Source organism: Pseudalgibacter alginicilyticus, from assembly GCF_001310225.1.
GTDB lineage: Bacteria > Bacteroidota > Bacteroidia > Flavobacteriales > Flavobacteriaceae > Pseudalgibacter > Pseudalgibacter alginicilyticus.
Genome location: NZ_CP012898.1, coordinates 3,418,993 through 3,438,846 on the forward strand (window position 1 = coordinate 3,418,993; position 19,854 = coordinate 3,438,846).

Sequence of the window (19,854 nt, forward strand, 5' to 3'; positions counted from 1 at the left end):
GAATACTTATACAATTCATATCCTATATAATAACTGAAGATATGAATCATTTTTTAGTAATTGTTGCTCTGTAAATATAAATAATTTTTCTTACAAAAAATCCCGATAGTAACCTATCGGGATTTTTAAATTTATTTTGATTTGTATTAGGGGTATTTCAAAAATGAGAGCATTAAAAAAGTTTACTTTTTAATAATACGCACATTCATTTCCTCCACTTTTTTATCAGAGAGTAGGGAGGGAGCTCCAAACAATAAATCGTCACTAGTACCTGTTTTTGGGAATGCCATTACTTCACGAATGGATGCTTTTTTCTCTAAAATCATCATCAAACGGTCTACACCCCAAGCAATACCACCGTGTGGTGGCGCACCATAATGAAAAGCTTTGTACATAGTGCCAACACTTTTCATCATGTCTTCTTTGTTGTACCCCATGTTTTTGTAAGTAGCTTCTAGAATTTCAGGTTTGTGAGCACGTACAGAACCACCTCCAATTTCATAACCATTTAATATTAAATCGTATTGTTGTGCTATAATATCTCCTATTTCTTCATCCTTACCATTCATGTGTTTGTCTAAATCATAAATAGCAGGCATGGAAAATGGATTGTGGGTAAAGGTCCAACGGCCATCATCTGTTCTTTCAAACATCGGGAAATCTACCACCCAAGCAGGTCGTAATTCCTTTGGGTTAATAAGTTTTAGCATGGCACCTAATTCTTGACGCACTGCATCCAAGGCTTTATTGGCTGTAGCATAATCTGCCGCCGAAAAGAAAACAATATCACCCACTTGTGCATCGGTAGTTTTAATGATGCCAGCAGCAATTTCTTCTCCTAAAAATTTAATAATTGGCGATTGCAAATCATTTTCATTTACTATAATATAAGCCAAGCCGCCCAAGCCATGTTGTTGGGCAAGTGTGGTTAATTTTTCAATTTGTCCTTTTGATAAGCGCTTATGACCTTGCTCTTCGGCGGATACTTTAATACATTTAACTATACCGCCTTCTTCAATAGGTTTGCTAAATACCTGAAAAGTAGTGTCTTTTACAATATCAGTAATGTCTTGCAGCTGTAAACCGAAACGTAAATCAGGTCTGTCACAGCCATAAAAATACATGGCGTCTTGGTAGGTTATAACTTCAAACGGACGTAAAATCCACTTATTGCCGTATATTTTCTCAACAATTTCGTTGAACATTTTAGTGTTCAAATCAATAATTTGCTGCATGCTGGCATAGGCCATTTCAATATCAAGCTGTGTAAATTCTGGTTGACGGTCGCCACGAGAATCTTCATCTCTAAAGCAACGAGCCAACTGAAAATACTTTTCATAACCTGATACCATTAGCATTTGCTTAAACTGCTGAGGAGCTTGTGGTAGGGTGTAAAATGCCCCAGATTGTTTACGTGATGGCACGATAAATTCGCGTGCGCCTTCATCGGTTCCAGCACTTAAAATTGGCGTTTCAATTTCTAAGAAATTTTCATGGTCTAAAATGTCACGCATTAATTTGATGACTTTGTGGCGATTCACAATAACACGGCGCACATCATCATTACGGTGGTCTAAATATTTATATTGAAAACGAGTGTTTTCATTGGTTTTTGTCGCTCTTTTTATTTCGAAGGGAAGGGTCTTAGAAAGGTTTAATATTTCTAATTCGGTTGCTTCCAATTCTATTTTTCCAGTTCTTAAAGCTGCGTTGTAATCGTCTTCTTTACGTTGAACAATTGTACCTGTAACGCTTATAACAGATTCTGGTTTTAAACGTACTAATTCGTCTAAATTTGGGAACGATTCTCTACTTAAACGCACTTGGAATACTTGAGTGCTTGAATCGCGCAAATCAATAAAAATTAATTCGCCGTGATCTCTTACACTTGCTACCCATCCTGAAAAGGTTACGTTTTCAGAAATACTATCATCTGAAATATCAGAAATTAAGTGGGTTCTGTATTCGTCTTTAATAACGATTGGAATTTGTGGTAGAGTTTCCTCTGGAGTTTTGTTAGTTTTTGATGGGGTTTCCATGGCGTTTGGTCTAACATCTGTTTCACCATTGGCTTTAGACTCTGGAGATGTTGCGTTTCCAGTTAAAGCATTCAAAATACCATGACGAATTACTTTTCCTGATGCGCCTTTTCCAATAATGGCAATTACTTTTCCTACTAGTATGCCTGCTTTACCTTGATTCCCTGCTTTGATATCGTTGGCAACGGCTTCATTTTCAGAAATAACTTTTAAAATAGCGTTTTGTATTTTTTCTTCTGAAATAGAATGCTCTTCAAAATAAGCTTTGTAGTCAAATTTTGAATCAGCTAACAAGGCTTTGATAGCATTTTGAGCTAAAACAGGTGTGACTTTTTCGTCTTTGAATAAACTGAAAATGGCTATAACATCTGAAATGTTTTGAATGCTTGTGTAATCTTCGGGTTTAATATTATTAGTTAATGTTTTAGCAACAAATGAGGGCTCTTTAATAACATTGTTAATGGCTACAAAAGTTTCAGAACGCAGTGAATCTGCGGTAAAGAATTTAGCATCTTGCGGTAATACGCCTCCTTTTATCAATATAGATTCTACAGCAAACGGAAGAGTGCTTATATCAACATCAATAGATTCCACCACATCTTTTATGGAAACAAATGGTAAGTCTGGCTCTGAAATAAATCGATAATCGGCCTCAAACTCCTTTTTACGCATGGTTTTGGTTTGCTTTAAATCAGCATCCCACAACACCGTAGTTTGGTCTGGCCTAAATTCTTTGTGTTCTATATAATAGTTAAGTTGTTTTTCAATTTCTTCCTTTAAAGCATCTACCATAAACTTAAACGAGTTTAAGTTTTTTATTTCAGTTCGCGGATTTAATGCGTAGCTATGTTTTTTGCGAAGTGATACGGATACATCTGATTTAAACTCCCCCTTTTCAAGGTTGGCTTCAGATATTTTCAAATTTTGAACAATACGCTGAATGTATTGTGCATAGGTTGATGCATCTTCAATACGGCGAATACAAGGTTCTGTTACAATTTCAATTAATGGTACACCTGCTTTATTAAAATCTACCAGTGAGATTTTCTTTTCGTGCATTAATTTTGCAGCATCTTCTTCTATATGTACTTGGGTTAAATTAACTGTAAATTGACTGCCATCATTACGGAAACAAGACACTTCTCCATCAGGAATTACAGGGTTGTGAAACTGTGTAATCTGGATGTTTTTTGGGTTGTCAGGATATTCGTAATGTTTTCTGTCCCAAGAAATGACTTCGTTTCCAAAAGTAGACTTTACAGCTTTTCCAAAGTAGATAGCCTTTTTAATGGCTTCTTTATTAATTGCTGGCAACACACCCATTTGTCCTGTACAAACCGAACAGATGTTTTGGTTGGGAGTTTCTATTTCTTGATTTGGACATGAACAGAATAATTTTGTTTTGGTGTTTAGTCGTACGTGGGTTTCCAGTCCGATTACCAATTCTAATTCATGTTTTTTAAGTAACTCATTTAATTGATCCAGTTCCATTATATCGTGTCTTTTAAGAAGTTAGCAAACTTCAAAACGAGTTCGTCATTATTTTTTGCGGCTGTAATTTGTAATCCTGTTTCAGTGCCTTGAGGAATGGTTAAGGTTGGTAATTGCCCTAAGCTAAAACCTACTGTGTAGGCATCACTTAAATACATGGCATGTGGGTTTTTTAAGCTTTCTCCAATTTTTGGAGGCGTGTTAGGTGTAACAGGGGATAAGATAATATCTACTTCTTCAAAATCGTTTTTAAAATTCTCAGAAATAGTATCTCTTAATGCCAAACCTTTTAAATAGATTTCATCAGAAAACCCTTGGGATAACACTTGGTTTCCTCCCACAATACGGCGTTTTGTTTCTTCTGAAAAATTCTCAGAACGCGTAACGGCATAGGTTTCTTTTAAATTATCAGACTCTATACGGTTGCCATAATTGGTACCATCTAATCTTGATAAGTTGGAAGCCGTTTCAGCCATTGCCAAGGTGTAGTATGTTGAAACTAATGTTTCAGATTCAAAGAAATTAAGTTCTTTTACAGCGATACCTTTACTTTTTATTTTTTCAATTGCGGCTAAAAAGTCTTCTTTTATTTTACGATCAATCGCATCGTTTTCAATGAAATTTTTGAAGTAGCCAACGGTTTTAATACCGTTTGAAGTATTTAAGCTGGCTTTTGAAATTTCAGAAGATGCGTATGTTGTTTGGTCTTTAGCATCCTTGCCACTCATTACATTTAATACGATACGAATGTCTTCAATAGATTTAGCAATTGGACCTACACAGTCTGTTGACGATGCATAGGCCATTAATCCGTAACGTGAAATACGTCCGTAAGTAGGTTTTAAACCATACACGTGGTTATAGCCTGCTGGCTGACGCACGGAACCTCCAGTGTCTCCACCTATAGAAAATATGGTGTATTCTTTTGCAACATTTACAGCAGAACCACCACTGGATCCACCAGCCACCAAGTCAGGGTTTATGGCATTTTTAACAGCTCCAAATATGGTGTTTTCTGAAGAGGAACCGTGACCGAAACTATCGCAATTTTCTTTAACTAAAGGAATGGCTCCTGCATCCAATAATTTCTGAATAGCTGTGGCTGTGTATGCCGATTTGTAATTTTTTAATAAATCAGAACTCGCCGTGGTTGGCGTGCCTTGAACCATATATACATCTTTAATTCCAAAAGGAATGCCTTCTAATAAACCAATACTTTCTCCTTTTGTAATTTTAGCATCTACTTTTGCTGCTAATTCCAATGCTAAATCATCAAGCAAAGTATTAACGCTATGGTATGTGTTTGGTTTTAATAAGTCTAATTTTTCTTGAATTAAAGCAGTACAAGTAATGTCTTTATTCATCAATTGTTGATGAATTTTATGTATTTGAGAGTCCATAATTATTCTTCTATAACTTTAGAAACTACTAAATAATTATTTTTTGATTTCGGGAAGTTTTCAATAATGATTTGCTTCTCTATTGCAGAAGTTTCAATCACTACATCGTCTCTTAAGTTATCTAAAGACACGCAATTATTATGATTATTATTAAAAGAGTTATTATTTGTTGGCTGTGCATTTTTAATCACATCAAATAATTTGTTCACAGCCTCGCTGGGTTGTGCTCCTTTAATACTGGACAAAATGTCCACGGTCATAATTTTACTCATCTTTTTTTATTTAGTTTATAAGTCAAACTTTTAAGCCTGCAAAATTACGAAAGTTTTTGTGTAGTTGGTAAGTCTTATCAATAAAAGTGTCCAAAGAGCTTTAAATGAACAGTTAAAGTGAATAAAATAAAAAAGGGAGCTGTATTATTTTAGCAAAATTTGATATTGCAGTACTGCCATACCTTTGTAGTCTTTTTGATTTAAAGTTGTGGCATCAAAAATAGGTCTGTGTTGATAACCTAAACTAATTTTGTTGTTTTGTTTGCCGTTAACTAAGAAATTTACTGTAAAATCATATACAGTCATATGGTCAGACAATGCTTCCCATTTTGAGTGTTGAATAGCAAAATTAGGTTGTATGATGACCTGATGATTAAATAGCTTTGTTTGTTTTGTAGCATATCCAAATTGTGTATACCACGTGTTGCCCGTACCAATCATTGGAAAAGCAATGCCATGTCCGTTAAAATCAGAACCTCCACCACTTGTTGGGTTGTCTGCGCCAATATTACGGATGTAATTCTTTCCAAAACCATAATAGTAATAGCCTAGATAAGCGGTAATGGCATCATCATTTTTTAAAGGTAAATTTAGAAATGAGTCTACAGCCCAATGTTCCATATTATAAAAATGGGTCGACGCATCGTAAGCATCACCATCACTCATAGCTTTTTCTTGATATTGAAAACCAGCCCCAATGTTAAATACTTTTTTAGTTTGCAAGTAAGTTCCTTCTTGATAAGCAGACTTGTTAGATTCATGCTCGAAAAATTGATATTTTACATATGAAGAAGTTCTAATACGTGGTCTGTTGTTTGCAAAATCTACCATCCCATTTGGAGCTGTAGAAGTAGCTAACGATCTTTTAAATGATAATCTATAATCAAAGTGTCCTATTTGACCTTTTAGCCAGCCACCAAATAGTCTTCCTAAATCGTCTGTTTTATCTACGGTATTTAAGGTGAATAAAGGAGAATCTAATCCCATTAGGCTTGTGTTAGAACGTATATTCCATCGGTTTAAGCCCAGCCAGCCAGATTTTCCAAATCCCACTTCTAAAAATTTACCAAAGGTGTATTCAACATATAAATCTAAAATATCAATGTTAAATTCTTTATTTTGATAGTTGTAATTGTTTCCTCCCAAAACGCTGTACATATAAATTTTAGGAGTAACCTGTGATGATATAGGAATCCGTAACCGTCTAATAGAGATGTCAGAAAGTTCAGAGGTTGGTTCCCCATTTACTAAGGAACCGTCATTTAAATCAGAGTATCTTAGCCAAATTTGGGCAAACATATTCCATTTTATTTCGGGTTTAAAGTCTCTGTTGTCTTGACTCATTAAAAATAATGGGAAAATTAAAAGCCCTAAGAAAATCCATTTTCCTAATATTTTTGTTCTTTTTTTCATGTTAAAAATACTTGATAAATATTCAGACAAAAGTATTAGTAACTTGTTGTGAAAAAAATGAGATGTATCATGTTTGAGTAAAATACTTTTTTAAAAAGTATGTGTTTTTTTGTGTATAGCTTTGTTGAATGCGCTTTATTTTTATAGTAATTGAAAATTCATAGAACCCTCAAATGTGCGTTTTAAGCCATCTTTGGTTTTTTGGAATTCACGGGTTTAAAAAAAACAAACAACATTTGTTTTAAGCTGCTTTTTAGGCGTTTTAAGCTACTTTTGAGTAATTAACAAATGTTGATAATTTTATATAGGAGTCTGTAAAATGCTTTTTAAAGGGGCTATTATTTCGTATATTTGTTTGTATTCAGAAGGATGCTAAGAGGCATCTTTTTTTTGTGATGATAAAACGCTATTTTTTCGTTTTAAAAGCACTAAGTTTTCAAATTAATAATAAATTAAGTTAACATATAGAAAATGAGCGAACCTAAAGAAGAATTTAATAAGCATAATTATTCGGCAGATAGTATCCAAGCTTTAGAAGGGATGGAGCACGTGCGTATGCGCCCATCCATGTATATTGGAGATGTAGGAACTCGTGGGTTACACCACTTGGTTTATGAGGTAGTTGACAACTCTATTGATGAGGCTCTTGCAGGACATTGTAATAATATAACGGTAATCATTAATGAAGATAACTCAATAACTACAGAAGATGATGGTCGAGGTATTCCTGTAGATTTACACAAAAAAGAAGGTGTTTCAGCGCTTGAGGTGGTAATGACAAAGATTGGAGCAGGAGGTAAGTTTGATAAAGACTCTTACAAGGTTTCTGGTGGATTACACGGTGTGGGTGTAAGTTGTGTGAATGCATTGTCTGATCATTTAAAAGCAACCGTTTACAGAAATGGAGAAATTTGGGAGCAAGAATATGAGCGCGGTAAAGCTTTGTATCCTGTTAAAAAAGTAGGGGAAACTGAAAAAAGAGGTACAATTGTAACTTTCAAGCCAGATGCCACTATTTTTACTCAAACTTTAGAGTATAGTTATGATACCCTTGCAAGTAGATTGCGTGAATTGGCTTATTTGAATAAAGGTATTACGGTTCATTTGGTTGATAGAAGAACTAAAAAAGAGAATGGTGAATTTGAAGGTGAAACATTTCATTCAGAAGAAGGTTTGTCTGAATTTATTCAATATTTAGATGCCACTCGTGAGCCTTTAATGAAAGATGTGATTTCCTTTGAAGGTGAAAAAAATGGGGTACCTGTTGAGGTTGCTATGATTTATAACACCTCGTATGCTGAAAACTTACATTCGTATGTTAACAATATTAATACTCATGAAGGAGGAACGCATTTGTCAGGATTTAGACGTGGATTAACACATACCCTTAAAAAGTATGCTGATGAATCAGGTTTGCTGAAAAATTTAAAATTTGACATCGCTGGGGATGATTTCCGTGAAGGTTTAACGGCTATTATTTCGGTAAAAGTTCAAGAGCCTCAATTTGAAGGACAAACCAAAACAAAGTTAGGAAATAGAGAAGTTTCAGCATCAGTAAGTCAAGCGGTTTCTGAAATGTTGACTGACTATTTGGAAGAACACCCAGACGATGCTAAAACCATTGTTCAGAAAGTGATTTTAGCTGCACAAGCTCGTCATGCTGCTCAAAAAGCGCGCGATATGGTTCAGCGTAAAACAGTCATGAGTATTGGAGGGTTGCCAGGGAAATTATCTGATTGTTCTGAACAAGACCCTGCAAAATGTGAAGTATTTCTTGTTGAGGGAGATTCGGCAGGTGGAACCGCAAAACAAGGTCGAGATAGAGCCTTTCAAGCCATTCTTCCGCTACGTGGTAAAATCTTAAATGTTGAAAAAGCCATGACTCATAAGGTTTTTGAAAACGAAGAGATTAAAAATATTTTTACGGCTTTAGGGGTAACCATTGGTACCGAAGATGATAGTAAGGCTTTGAATTTATCAAAACTACGTTACCATAAAGTAGTAATTATGTGTGATGCTGATATTGACGGTAGTCACATTGCGACTTTAATTTTAACGTTCTTCTTTAGATATATGAAAGAACTCATTGAAAATGGACATATTTATATTGCAACTCCACCTTTGTATTTAATAAAGAGAGGTGCTAAAAAACAATATGCTTGGTCTGACAAGGAGCGTGACCAAATTATTTCGGAGTTTGGTGATGGCTCGAAAATTCAACGATATAAAGGTCTTGGTGAGATGAATGCGGAACAACTTTGGGATACCACGATGAATCCTGAATTCAGAACCATGCGTTTGGTACAAATAGATAATGGTACGGAAGCAGACAGAATATTCTCAATGTTAATGGGAGATGAGGTGCCGCCACGTAGAGATTTTATCGAGAAAAATGCTATTTATGCAAATATTGACGCCTAAGATAAAACGTCCATAAAATATTAACAATTAAGAGCCGATTTTTTATAGTCGGCTTTTATTTTTGTATCAAACAACTTCCTATATTTGCAAAGTGATACAACAAGCTACATTTTTATTTATATCAGGAGCAGAAATAGCCTTTATACTATTTATTGCTATTATGGTTTTTGGAGCAGATAAGTTGCCAGAAATAGCCAGAGGTTTGGGAAAAGGTATGCGTACTTTAAAAGATGCAACGAATGACATCAAGCATGAAATAACAAAAAGTGCTGAAAATAGTGGTATTGATACCAGTATTGTTGATGATGTTAAAAAAGAAATAGCTGAAATTAAAGACGATGTTGAAGATTTTTCAGGGTCTGTAAAACGAAAACCTTAATTTCTATTTTCTGAAAAAAAAGGGGATATTAACCGTAAAATGAGTTTTACAATTTTCTACTAATTGTTAAACCATCTCGAATAGGTAATAAAACCGTTTCCACACGTTTGTCTTTTTTTAAAAGCGCATTATAGTCTATCAAAGCCGGCGTGGAAGTATCGTCTTTTTTAAATTTAGTATCTAATATCTTCCCACTCCACAATACATTATCAGATAAAATAATACCACCCGGATTTAGTTTGTCAATAATTACATTAAAGTAATTAGAATAGTTTTCTTTATCGGCGTCAATAAAAATCAAATCAAACGTTTTATTCAAATTTGGAATAATCTCTAAAGCATTTCCTAAATGTTGAAAAATTTGAGATCCATAATCAGACATATCAAAATACTTTCGTTGAAAATCAACCAATTCTTCATTAATATCAATAGTGTGCAATTCTCCATTTTGTTGCATGCCTTCAGCTAAGCACAAAGCAGAGTAACCTGTATACGTGCCAATTTCCAATATGTTTTTTGGGTTTACCAGTTTAGAAATAATACTCAAAATACGTCCTTGATAATGCCCACTAAGCATACGTGGTTGCAGTATTTTTTGATAGGTTTCGCGTGTTAATTTTTGTAATAATTGGGGTTCATTTTCAGAATGAGCAACTACGTAATCGTCTAATACTTCGGGTATAAAATGCATGACTTAATTAATTTTAACTTTTTGAGGCGGTTGCATAACTTGACCACAGTTCGGGCAACTACGTTTTTTGGTGTCTTTATAATAATTATCAAAAATTTTAGACATATCTTTTTCAATATTTTTTAGGCTAAAATCTTCTTCATATAATTTAGTAGTGCAATTTTCGCAAAACCAAAGCAGGGCATCTCGCATGCCTTCTGGGCGTTTATATTCAATAACCAAGCCAACGGTATTGGCACCTCGTTGTGGTGAATGTGGTACTTTTGGCGGTAACAAATAAATATCACCTTCCTTAATATGAACATCTTTTGGCGTGCCTTTATCAATAATTTTTAAAACAATATCGCCTTCCACTTGATAGAAAAACTCAGGCGTTTCGTTGTAATGATAGTCCTTTCTGTTATTGGGGCCACCAACAACCATCACAATAAAATCGCCGTCTTTCCAAACCACTTTATTACCTACAGGAGGTTTTAATAAATGCCTGTTTTCTTCAATCCAAGCCTTAAAATTTAAAGGAGAAACTAATTTGCTCATAGTTTATGTTTTTGGGCGTGCCCCAAGGGTCGGGCTTTCCGCTATATCTTTTTTGCTTTTAATGACAAAAAAGGATGCCGCTGCAATCCCTCACGCAATTACAATGTCATTTGAACTTTAAAATTACAAAGATTTTATCAATCCACCATCCACAGGCAAATTAATACCCGTAATATAAGAAGCACAATTACTCGCTAAAAATAGAATTGCATGAGCTGTTTCTTCTGGTTTGGCAAAGCGTTTTATAGGGGTGTAATTTTTCATGATTTCAGCCATTTCCTCAGCAGAAGTTTCTGAATGAGTCGCTTTTATTTTAATAATGTTATGCAGTCTTTCAGTATCCGTAAATCCGGGTAACACATTATTTACCGTAACTCCAAAAGCAGCCACTTCAATAGATAAGGTTTTAGACCAATTACCCACCGCATTTCTAATGGTATTGCTAACACCAAGCCCTTCAATGGGTTGCTTTACTGAAGACGAAATAATATTAATAATACGTCCATAACCTTCAGATTTCATAAAAGGTACTGTAGCTTGTGCCAGTACATGATTGCATTTTAAGTGCTGCGTGAATGCGGTTTCAAAAGCTTCCAAAGTAGCAGTTAAAATTTCGCCACTTCGCGGTCCCCCCGTGTTATTAATTAAAATATGAAAACCATGATTTTTATCTATAAACTTGATAACCTTTTCTTGTAAATCTCTTGGATTTGAAAAATCGGCGACAATATAACTGTGCTTTTCAGGAGATGGTAGCTCATTAAGTACTGCTTTTAATTTGGTTTCATTTCTGGCAACTAAAGTTATGTTTGCTCCTTCCTTTGCCAAGGCTATAGCAGTTGCTTTTCCTATGCCTGAGGTACTGCCGCAAACTAAGGCATTTTTGTTATGTAATTCTAAGTTCATTTTTAGTTTGGTTAAGTTTTAAATAGATTCTTCTTCAATGTTTTTCAACAAATTATCCTTGTCAATGATTTTTTTTGTGTCTTGCTTTATAATTTTTAAAACAGATTTTAAATCGTCATCAAAACTAATATATTTATGTTTTAGCAGATTTAAAATAGCTTTATCTTGTGCTCTACCTTGTGTCATAGCTTCATGATAGCCGATGTTTTCATTAAAGGTTACCAAAGCATATTTTGATGCATATTTATTTGGAAATTCTTTTTCTAAAGCAATTTCTAATTTGCGCTTTTCTTGAAAAATAGGGTCGGAAACATGCTCTTTCATTTCAAGAAAATTATCAATCGCCAGATCTGCAATGGCATCTGTGTCCTTTTTACGGGTTTTACTAAAGGTTTTAAAAATTGTTTCCCAATTACCTTTGTGGTTTTCTATAAGCGCATCTAAAACAACAACATCTTCAAACGATGCATTCATACCTTGTCCGTAAAATGGTGCAATGGCATGTGCGGCATCACCCATTAAAAGGGTGTGGTCCTGATAATGCCATGGACTGCATTTTATGGTTCCCAAAGGCGATGTGGGGTTATTGAAAAAATCGTCTATTAAATGAGGCATCAATTTTAAAGCATCAGGAAACTCTTTTTCAAAAAAACGAGTAACCATTTCTGGGGTAGTTAAATTTGAAAAATTAAAAGAGCCCTGGTCGTAACTTAAAAATAAAGTAACGGTAAAACTGCCGTCTAAATTTGGTAGTGCAATAAGCATAAAATCGCCTCGAGGCCAAATATGTAAAGCATTTTTTTCTGTTTTATAGGCGTTATTTTCCGCAGGTAAAATACTTAATTCTTTATAGCCGTATTTTAAAAAGTTCTGCGAAAAGTTAAATAGAAATTTCCTTTCGGAATAATAGCTTTTTCTTAATGAGGAGCCTGCACCGTCTGTTCCAAAAATAACATCGGCTTGAATGGTAGAAACGGCTTTGGTAGCATAATCTATAAAAGTAGCCTGTTTGTTTTCAAAATCAACATGCTTACATTTTTTATTGAAAATTAAAGTCACATTTTCCAAGGCTTCAGCTTCATTCATTAATAAAGCCGTTAGGTCTTGTCTGGAAACGGAACTGATATATTCATGGTCGCGTCCGCTGTATTTTGATAGAAATGTGTTGCCATCAGTGTCATGAATCATGCGCCCTAACATAGGAATACATAAGCTTTTTACTTTGTTTTGAATGCCCACCAATTTCATGGCTTTAATACCACGGTCTGAAATGGCTAAATTTATGGAACGACCTTCACTAATATCCACTTTTCGTAAATCTGGACGCATTTCAATAAGGGTTATATTGTAACCACGTTGACCTAACCGAAGTGCTAATAATGCACCACATAACCCGGCACCAATAATAAGTATGTTTTGTTGTTTATTCATTAATTAGTTTTTTCAACTTTTCAACCATAAAATACACATCTGTAAAGGAATTATAAAGTGGGGTTGGAGCGCATCGTATGACATCGGGTTCTCTCCAATCGCATACCACGCTAGCTTCTGTTAATTTTTTGTGTAAAGATTTGTTAGCATTTTTAACTTGAATGGATAATTGACATCCACGCTCGTTTGGATTGTTTGGTGTGATTATTTTAATGGCATTGTTGTTCAGTTTATTAACTAAAAACTCAAAATAGCCCGTGAGGCTTTTTGATTTTTCGGTTAGTTTTTCAATTCCAACTTCATTAAATAATTCCAATGAAGCTTTTATGGCTGCCATAGATAAAATAGGTGGATTGCTTAGTTGCCAGCCTTCTGCTCCAGGTATAACATCAAAATTATCTCGCATTTTAAATCGGGTTTCTTTATTATGACTCCACCAGCCAGTAAAACGATTTAATTCTTTTTTATACGCATGACGTTCGTGCACAAAGCATCCAGCCAAACTTCCTGGGCCAGCATTAAGATATTTATAGGTACACCAGACGGCAAAATCGACACCAGAATCATGTAAGTTTAATTGCACATTTCCTGCGGCGTGAGCACAATCAAAACCAACCTTGCAACCATATTGATGAGCAAGCGTTGTAATGTGTTTTAAATCAAAATATTGTCCAGTATAGTAGTTTATAGCCCCAATCATAATAAGAGCGATTTCATGACCTTGATTTTTTAAAATGGCTTCTAATTCTTCATAACGATTTAAAGCTTCGTTTTTTCTGGGTTCCCAAAGAATTAGGCTTTCTTTATCATCATAACCATGATGACGTAATTGTGATTCTACAGCATATTTATCAGAAGGGAATGCATCTTTTTCTATAAGGATTTTATAACGTGATTTTGTTGGTTGGTAAAATGATACCATCATTAAATGTAGGTTGGTTGTAAGCGTATTCATTACCACCACTTCAATAGGTTTGGCTCCTACAACATGTGCCATGTTTTTGATTAGTAGCTTGTTGTAATCTAACCAAGGATTTTTTGCTTCAAAATGCCCATCCACCCCAAGGTTTTTCCAGTCTTCTAATTCTTGATTGATATAGGTTTTTGTGAGTTTTGGCTGTAATCCTAATGAGTTTCCACATAAGTAAATAACATCCTTCCCATATTTGTCTTTAGGAATGTGAAATTGATTTCTATAGTTAGAAAGATGGTCTATAGAGTCTTGTTCTTTGGCGTAATCTAAACCTAAATTATAGTTTAACAATGTTGTGGGTTTTAGGGTTTAAACAAAAATAAGAATTAAAAACTAAGAAATGAGTTCTGTTGTGTTTGAAGTCATGTCCAATCAGTATAAAGAATTACAAAGTAAAGAAAACAAGAAGTTTTTTATTGGTTAGTGATTTCGGGTTAAGTATCTTTGTGCCTTTTAAAAGAATAAACTAACTAATAAGAATAATTAAGTTTCTCTATATTGAGAAGCCTAAAATAATAACAAGTTTAAAGAAAAGCTATGAGTGCTAAAGAAAATACGCAAGCTAAAGAAAGAATAACATTTGATGTTTTAATAGAAATACCAAAAGGAAGTAGGAATAAATATGAATATGATTTTGTGTTGAATAAAATTCGATTTGACCGTATGTTGTTTTCATCCATGATGTACCCAGGTGATTATGGATTTATTCCAGAAACCTTAGCTTTAGATCAAGATCCATTAGATGTATTAGTATTAGGGCACCAACCAACATATCCTATGGTTGTTATGGAAGTAAGACCAATTGGCGTTTTTTATATGACGGATGAAAAAGGCCCTGATGAAAAGATTATTTGTGTTCCAGTATCAGACCCAATTTGGAGTAATAAAGATGATATTGCTGATTTAAACCCACATAGATTAAAAGAAATTGAACACTTTTTTCAAGTATATAAAGATTTAGAAAAGAAAAAAGTAGATACAGGTGGTTGGGGAAATGCAGAAGCTGCAGTTAAAATTTATCACGAATGTGTTAAACGTTATGATGAAAGTGATCATAAGAAAAACCGTACTTTTACTATTTAATAGTATATAGATTTACTTGTTTTACTACTTTTTAAAAAGTAGGATTATAATGTAAAGAAAGCCTTGATTTTATAAAATCAAGGCTTTCTTTTTTTAATGAAATAAAAAAATGAACCCCGGTAATCAGCCGGGGTTCTTTCATCAATCAAAAAACGAACAGTTATTTGTAACTGTTTGTTACTTTAATTTAGTCGTAAAACGAACTCAAAATAACAATTAGTTCAACAAAAAAGCGTGAAACATGGGTTAACTGAGTACAGTTAAAACTATCCTAAATATGTTTTTAGTATTTTACTTCTAGATGTGTGTTTTAATCGTCTGATTGCTTTTTCTTTAATTTGACGAACACGCTCTCGGGTCAAATCAAACGTTTCTCCAATTTCTTCTAAAGTCATCGGGTGTTGGTTTCCTAAACCAAAATACAAACGGATTACATCGGCTTCACGAGGTGTAAGTGTTTCTAAAGCACGTTCAATTTCCGTACGTAGAGACTCATGTAGTAACTCTCTATCTGGATTTGGTGATTCTCCACTATTAAGTACGTCGTATAAGTTAGAATCTTCTCCTTCAACTAAAGGAGCATCCATACTAACGTGGCGCCCAGAATTTTTCATAGACTCCTTAACATCATTAATAGTCATATCTAATTCCTTGGCTATTTCTTCGGCTGAAGGTGGACGTTCATGACTTTGCTCTAAGAAAGCAAACGTTTTATTAATCTTGTTAATAGAACCAATTTTATTTAACGGTAAACGCACAATACGCGATTGTTCTGCCAAAGCTTGAAGAATGGATTGGCGAATCCACCAAACGGCATAGGATATAAATTTAAAACCACGTGTTTCATCAAAACGTTGTGCAGCTTTAATCAAACCTAAATTACCTTCATTAATTAAATCTGGTAATGTTAAGCCTTGGTTTTGATATTGCTTAGCTACCGATACCACGAAACGTAAATTGGCCTTCGTTAATTTTTCTAAAGCTACTTGATCTCCAGCTTTAATGCGTTGTGCCAATTCTACTTCTTCGTCTGCGGTAATTAAGTCAACTTTTCCAATTTCTTGCAGATATTTGTCTAACGATGCGGTTTCTCTATTGGTAACCTGCTTCGTAATTTTAAGTTGTCTCATCTAAAGTTCTCCTGTAAATTTAATAGTGAATAATGTTACTCATATAGTTATACGTAAGAACTCTAATAAATGTTACAAAAAAATTAGATTTTTATTAAACTTTTATTGGTTAAGTTAATGTCCTCCAACATACTATTGGTAAATTGAAAATGGCCACGGGTAGTAATGATCCTAAATCTATGTGATTTTAAAGCACTTAATGTATTTAAAAATAACCATTTAGATTTGAGTAGCTTTGGCATCTCTGATTTTAAACTTAAATCAAAATAATGCTTTCTACCTTCTTTTTCCGCAACAATATCTGGGGTGATATTAATATTGCTACCTACTTTTGAATAAGATTTTGGAGTGTCATAACCTACGGCATCGGCTTTAATGTTTTCAAAACCGCGGTTTTCTAAATAGTTGATAGAATTTTCTAAAATGTCTGAATATTTTTCTTTGTCTTGATAAATCATAACGGTTAATATACTGAAAATAAGCAAAAAAGCAAATTTTTAACAGCATTTAACGTTTGTTTTACTTTATTCAACTTAAATAATTAAAATGAATTTTAGTTTTATCATTTGTTTTGTTAGCTGATTTGTGTGTAATTAATTGTTTAAGTTTTTAGATTTAAACTAAGGTTTACATAAATGTGTTTATTAGTTATTATATTCTTTTAAAGAAGCTGCTATTTTAGCGTTTTCTTTCTCATTTTGGAGTCTTTAAAGTTATATTGTTTATAGATTGTAGAGATAATTTTTTTATTATACCAATTAAATAAACGGTTTAGTAAATCTTTTAGCGTTTTGAGTTTTTGTTTTAAAATATAAAAAAAGCCTATTTCAAATTTTTGAAACAGGCTTTAATATTTTGAGTTTTTGGAAGAAAACTATTCTTCTTTTTTATTTTCTCTTGGTTTTCTATCGTCTCTGCGGTTATCACGTCCACGATTATCTCTACCTCTGTTGTCTCGTCCACCACGATTATCTCTAGAACTGTCTCTTGGTGGTCTTGCTACATAACCTTCTGGTTTATCTAATAACGCTTTTCTAGATACTTTCTCTTTGCGTGTTTTAGGGTCAACGCCAAAGTATTTTACTTCAAAAACATCTCCCATATTAACAACATCAGAAACATTTTCTGTACGTTCCCAAGCTAATTCACTTACGTGTAATAATACTTCGTTTCCTGGAGCATCTATATACTCAACCACAGCACCAAAATCAAGCATTTTAATAACTTTTACTTGGTAAGTGTTTCCTACAGTTGGTTTGAATAATAAGGAGTCTATTTTAGCTAACACGGTATTAATACCTTCATTTCCTACGCCTAATATTTCAACAATACCTTCTTCAGTTTCTGGATCTTCGTTAATAACGATTGTTGTGCCAGTTTCTTTCTGCATTTCTTGAATTACTTTTCCACCAGGTCCTATTAGGGCTCCAATAAATTCATTAGGAATTCTACGAGTTACCATTTTAGGGGAGTGTTCTTTAACATCTGCATTTGGTGTAGCAATGGTGTCAGTTAATTTTTCTAAAATATGTAGACGACCATCACGTGCTTGTTTTAAAGCATTTACAAGAATTTCATAAGACAATCCTTTTACTTTAATATCCATTTGGCAAGCTGTAATACCATCTGCAGTACCAGTTACTTTAAAATCCATGTCACCTAAATGATCTTCATCACCTAAAATATCAGATAATACAGCATATTTTCCAGAATCTGCATCAGAGATTAATCCCATAGCAATACCAGAAACAGGTTTTTTAAGTTGAACACCAGCATCCATCATCGCCATTGTACCAGCACAAACTGTTGCCATAGATGACGAACCGTTAGATTCTAATATTTCTGAAACCACACGTACTGTATAAGGACAATCATCTGGCACCATACCTTTTAGGGCACGTTGAGCTAAGTTACCATGTCCTACCTCACGACGAGAGGTTCCACGAATTGGTCTGGCCTCACCCGTTGAGAAAGGAGGGAAGTTATAATGCAAATAGAAACGCTCTTCTCCTTCGTAAGATGGCATATCTATTTGGTTAGCTTCTCTACTTGTTCCTAAAGTTACTGTGGCTAAAGCTTGTGTTTCTCCTCTTGTAAATATTGAAGAACCATGTGTTGATGGTAGGTAATCAACCTCACACCAAATGGGTCTAATTTCATTAGTCTTACGGCCGTCTAAACGCAAGCCTTCATTTAATGTTAAATCTCTAACAGCTGCTTTTTCTGCTTTGTAGAAATATTTGGAAACCATACCTCCATAGTCAGCTAATTCTTCTTCAGAAAAAGAAGCTATTATCTCTTCTTTAATAGCTTCAAATGCAGCACTACGTTCATGTTTAGCAGAAGCGGCTCTTGCTACAGCATATACTTTATCGTATGCCATATCATGAATTTTCTTTGCTAATTCTTCATCTTCTCTTTCTGGCTCATACTCACGGACTTCTTTTTTACCGAAAGCTTCCGCTAATTTTATTTGCGCAGCACATTGTACTTTAATGGCTTCGTGAGCAAATTTAATAGCCTCAGTCATTTCTTCTTCAGAAATTTCATTCATTTCACCTTCTACCATCATAACAGAATCAGCAGAGGCACCAATCATCATATCAATGTCTGATTTTTCTAATTGTGAACGTGTTGGATTGATAATAAATTCGCCATTTACACGACCAACTCTAGCTTCAGAAATTGGGCATTCAAAAGGGAAATCTGATAATTGAATAGCTGCCGAAGCTGCTAAGCCTGCCATAGCATCTGGCATTACATCATCATCATGAGACATTAACTGAATCATCACTTGAGTTTCAGCGTGATAATCTTTTGGGAATAATGGGCGCAATACACGATCTACCAAGCGCATCGTTAAAACTTCACCATCACTTGGTCTAGCTTCTCTTTTAAAAAAGCCACCTGGATACCGACCCGCTGCGGCAAATTTTTCCCTATAATCTACCGTTAAAGGTAAAAAATCAACATCTGCTTGTTTGTAATTGGAAACAACTGTACACAAAAGCATACATTTTCCAGATTGTACAACAACAGAGCCATGTGCCTGTTTTGCTAATTTTCCAGTTTCAATAGAAATTTCTCTACCGTCACCAAGGTCTATAACCTCTCTAAAAACTTTTGGAATCATAAATTTTTTAATTCTAAATTAAACAATGGTCGTTGTGTTGTTGTGTGTAGTTGTTGTTTGCGACCAATGAAAAACTGTAATTAGCTTCTTCAATGCGATTTTATACTCTGCGCAGAGTTATATTTATAACAAAAAAGAGGCTATTAAGCCTCTTTTTTTATTTTCTTAATCCTAATTCTTTTACTATGGCACGATATCTTAAGATATCTTTCTTAGTTAAGTAATCTAATAAAGCTCTTCTTTTACCAACTAATTTTACTAACGAACGCTCAGTATTATAATCTTTACGATTTTTCTTTAAGTGTTCAGTTAAGTGATTAATTCTTTGCGTAAATAATGCAATTTGTCCTTCTGCAGAACCGGTATCGGTTTTTCCTTTACCGTGCTTAGCAAACATTTCTTCCTTTGCTTCTTTTGATAAATACATTCTAATATTATTGTAAATGATTGTTATGTACACGAAAGCCTTTCTTTCGAGCCGCAAATATAACATTTTTTTGTTTTTTTATGCTTTTTTTTGTAACTTTTACTAATGTTTTAATAGCGAAAATTTTT

Annotated in this window: 16 protein-coding genes; 3 read left to right on the top strand and 13 right to left on the bottom strand. The window is 34.1% G+C overall.

The genetic code is table 11. The annotated features are described in order from the left end of the window. Nucleotides 1-182: 182 nt before the first annotated feature. The 4 genes from gatB/aspS to APS56_RS14245 form a co-directional block, all read right to left on the bottom strand. The gene (gatB/aspS, locus tag APS56_RS14230; protein ID WP_054729705.1) at nt 183-3,530 is read right to left on the bottom strand and encodes a bifunctional amidotransferase subunit GatB/aspartate--tRNA ligase AspS; all 3,348 of its coding nucleotides are present in this window, start codon (nt 3,528-3,530) and stop codon (nt 183-185) included. Further along, entirely contained in the window at nt 3,530-4,930 is a 1,401-nt protein-coding gene (locus APS56_RS14235; RefSeq protein WP_054729708.1) for an amidase family protein, read from the bottom strand. Before APS56_RS14235 ends, gatB/aspS begins: the two co-directional genes overlap by 1 nt. Nucleotides 4,931-4,932: 2 nt before the next feature. After that, on the bottom strand, nt 4,933-5,202 hold the full coding sequence (locus tag APS56_RS14240; protein ID WP_054729712.1) for an Asp-tRNA(Asn)/Glu-tRNA(Gln) amidotransferase subunit GatC: 270 nt from the start codon (nt 5,200-5,202) through the stop codon (nt 4,933-4,935). 144 nt (nt 5,203-5,346) lie between these two features. Then, the gene (locus tag APS56_RS14245; protein WP_054729715.1) at nt 5,347-6,615 is read right to left on the bottom strand and encodes a hypothetical protein; all 1,269 of its coding nucleotides are present in this window, start codon (nt 6,613-6,615) and stop codon (nt 5,347-5,349) included. A gap of 471 nt (nt 6,616-7,086) precedes the next feature. On the opposite strand from APS56_RS14245, the gene gyrB reads away from it, so the two are divergent. Together gyrB and APS56_RS14255 are read left to right on the top strand one after the other, a co-directional pair. Continuing rightward, nucleotides 7,087-9,036, top strand: coding sequence for a DNA topoisomerase (ATP-hydrolyzing) subunit B (gyrB, locus tag APS56_RS14250; RefSeq protein ID WP_054729718.1), 1,950 nt, complete (start codon nt 7,087-7,089; stop codon nt 9,034-9,036). 91 nt (nt 9,037-9,127) lie between these two features. Beyond that, the gene (locus APS56_RS14255; protein WP_054729721.1) at nt 9,128-9,415 is read left to right on the top strand and encodes a Sec-independent protein translocase subunit TatA/TatB; all 288 of its coding nucleotides are present in this window, start codon (nt 9,128-9,130) and stop codon (nt 9,413-9,415) included. 46 nt (nt 9,416-9,461) lie between these two features. Here APS56_RS14255 and APS56_RS14260 read toward each other — a convergent pair whose 3' ends face one another. The 5 genes from APS56_RS14260 to kynU all read right to left on the bottom strand — a co-directional run bounded on the left by APS56_RS14260 (nt 9,462) and on the right by kynU (nt 14,244). Then, complete coding sequence (locus APS56_RS14260) at nt 9,462-10,106, bottom strand: O-methyltransferase (protein ID WP_054729724.1); 645 nt, start codon at nt 10,104-10,106, stop codon at nt 9,462-9,464. Nucleotides 10,107-10,109: 3 nt separating this feature from the next. Next, nucleotides 10,110-10,643, bottom strand: coding sequence for a 3-hydroxyanthranilate 3,4-dioxygenase (locus APS56_RS14265; protein WP_054729726.1), 534 nt, complete (start codon nt 10,641-10,643; stop codon nt 10,110-10,112). A 123-nt stretch (nt 10,644-10,766) separates the two neighbouring features. Further along, nucleotides 10,767-11,549, bottom strand: coding sequence for an SDR family oxidoreductase (locus APS56_RS14270; protein ID WP_054729730.1), 783 nt, complete (start codon nt 11,547-11,549; stop codon nt 10,767-10,769). Nucleotides 11,550-11,567: 18 nt separating this feature from the next. Then, nucleotides 11,568-12,980, bottom strand: a complete 1,413-nt coding sequence (locus APS56_RS14275; protein WP_054729731.1) for an FAD-dependent oxidoreductase — start codon at nt 12,978-12,980, stop codon at nt 11,568-11,570. Beyond that, nucleotides 12,973-14,244, bottom strand: a complete 1,272-nt coding sequence (kynU, locus tag APS56_RS14280) for a kynureninase (protein WP_054729734.1) — start codon at nt 14,242-14,244, stop codon at nt 12,973-12,975. Before kynU ends, APS56_RS14275 begins: the two co-directional genes overlap by 8 nt. Before the next feature lie 246 nt (nt 14,245-14,490). Here kynU and APS56_RS14285 point away from each other — a divergent pair, with 246 nt between their 5' ends. Continuing rightward, nucleotides 14,491-15,036 (top strand): inorganic diphosphatase, encoded by a 546-nt coding sequence (locus APS56_RS14285; protein WP_054729737.1) that lies wholly within the window; start codon nt 14,491-14,493, stop codon nt 15,034-15,036. 266 nt (nt 15,037-15,302) lie between these two features. Here the strand turns inward: APS56_RS14285 and APS56_RS14290 are convergent, their stop codons facing one another. The 4 genes from APS56_RS14290 to rpsO form a co-directional block, all read right to left on the bottom strand. After that, complete coding sequence (locus tag APS56_RS14290; RefSeq protein ID WP_042497104.1) at nt 15,303-16,166, bottom strand: sigma-70 family RNA polymerase sigma factor; 864 nt, start codon at nt 16,164-16,166, stop codon at nt 15,303-15,305. Between the two features lie 83 nt (nt 16,167-16,249). Further along, nucleotides 16,250-16,624, bottom strand: a complete 375-nt coding sequence (locus APS56_RS14295) for a hypothetical protein (protein ID WP_054729740.1) — start codon at nt 16,622-16,624, stop codon at nt 16,250-16,252. A 416-nt stretch (nt 16,625-17,040) separates the two neighbouring features. Then, nucleotides 17,041-19,299 carry a polyribonucleotide nucleotidyltransferase gene (locus APS56_RS14300; protein WP_054729743.1) on the bottom strand — a complete coding sequence of 753 codons (2,259 nt, stop codon included), beginning with the start codon at nt 19,297-19,299 and terminating at the stop codon, nt 17,041-17,043. Between the two features lie 157 nt (nt 19,300-19,456). Continuing rightward, on the bottom strand, nt 19,457-19,726 hold the full coding sequence (gene rpsO, locus APS56_RS14305; protein WP_054729747.1) for a 30S ribosomal protein S15: 270 nt from the start codon (nt 19,724-19,726) through the stop codon (nt 19,457-19,459). Between the last annotated feature and the right edge of the window lie 128 nt (nt 19,727-19,854).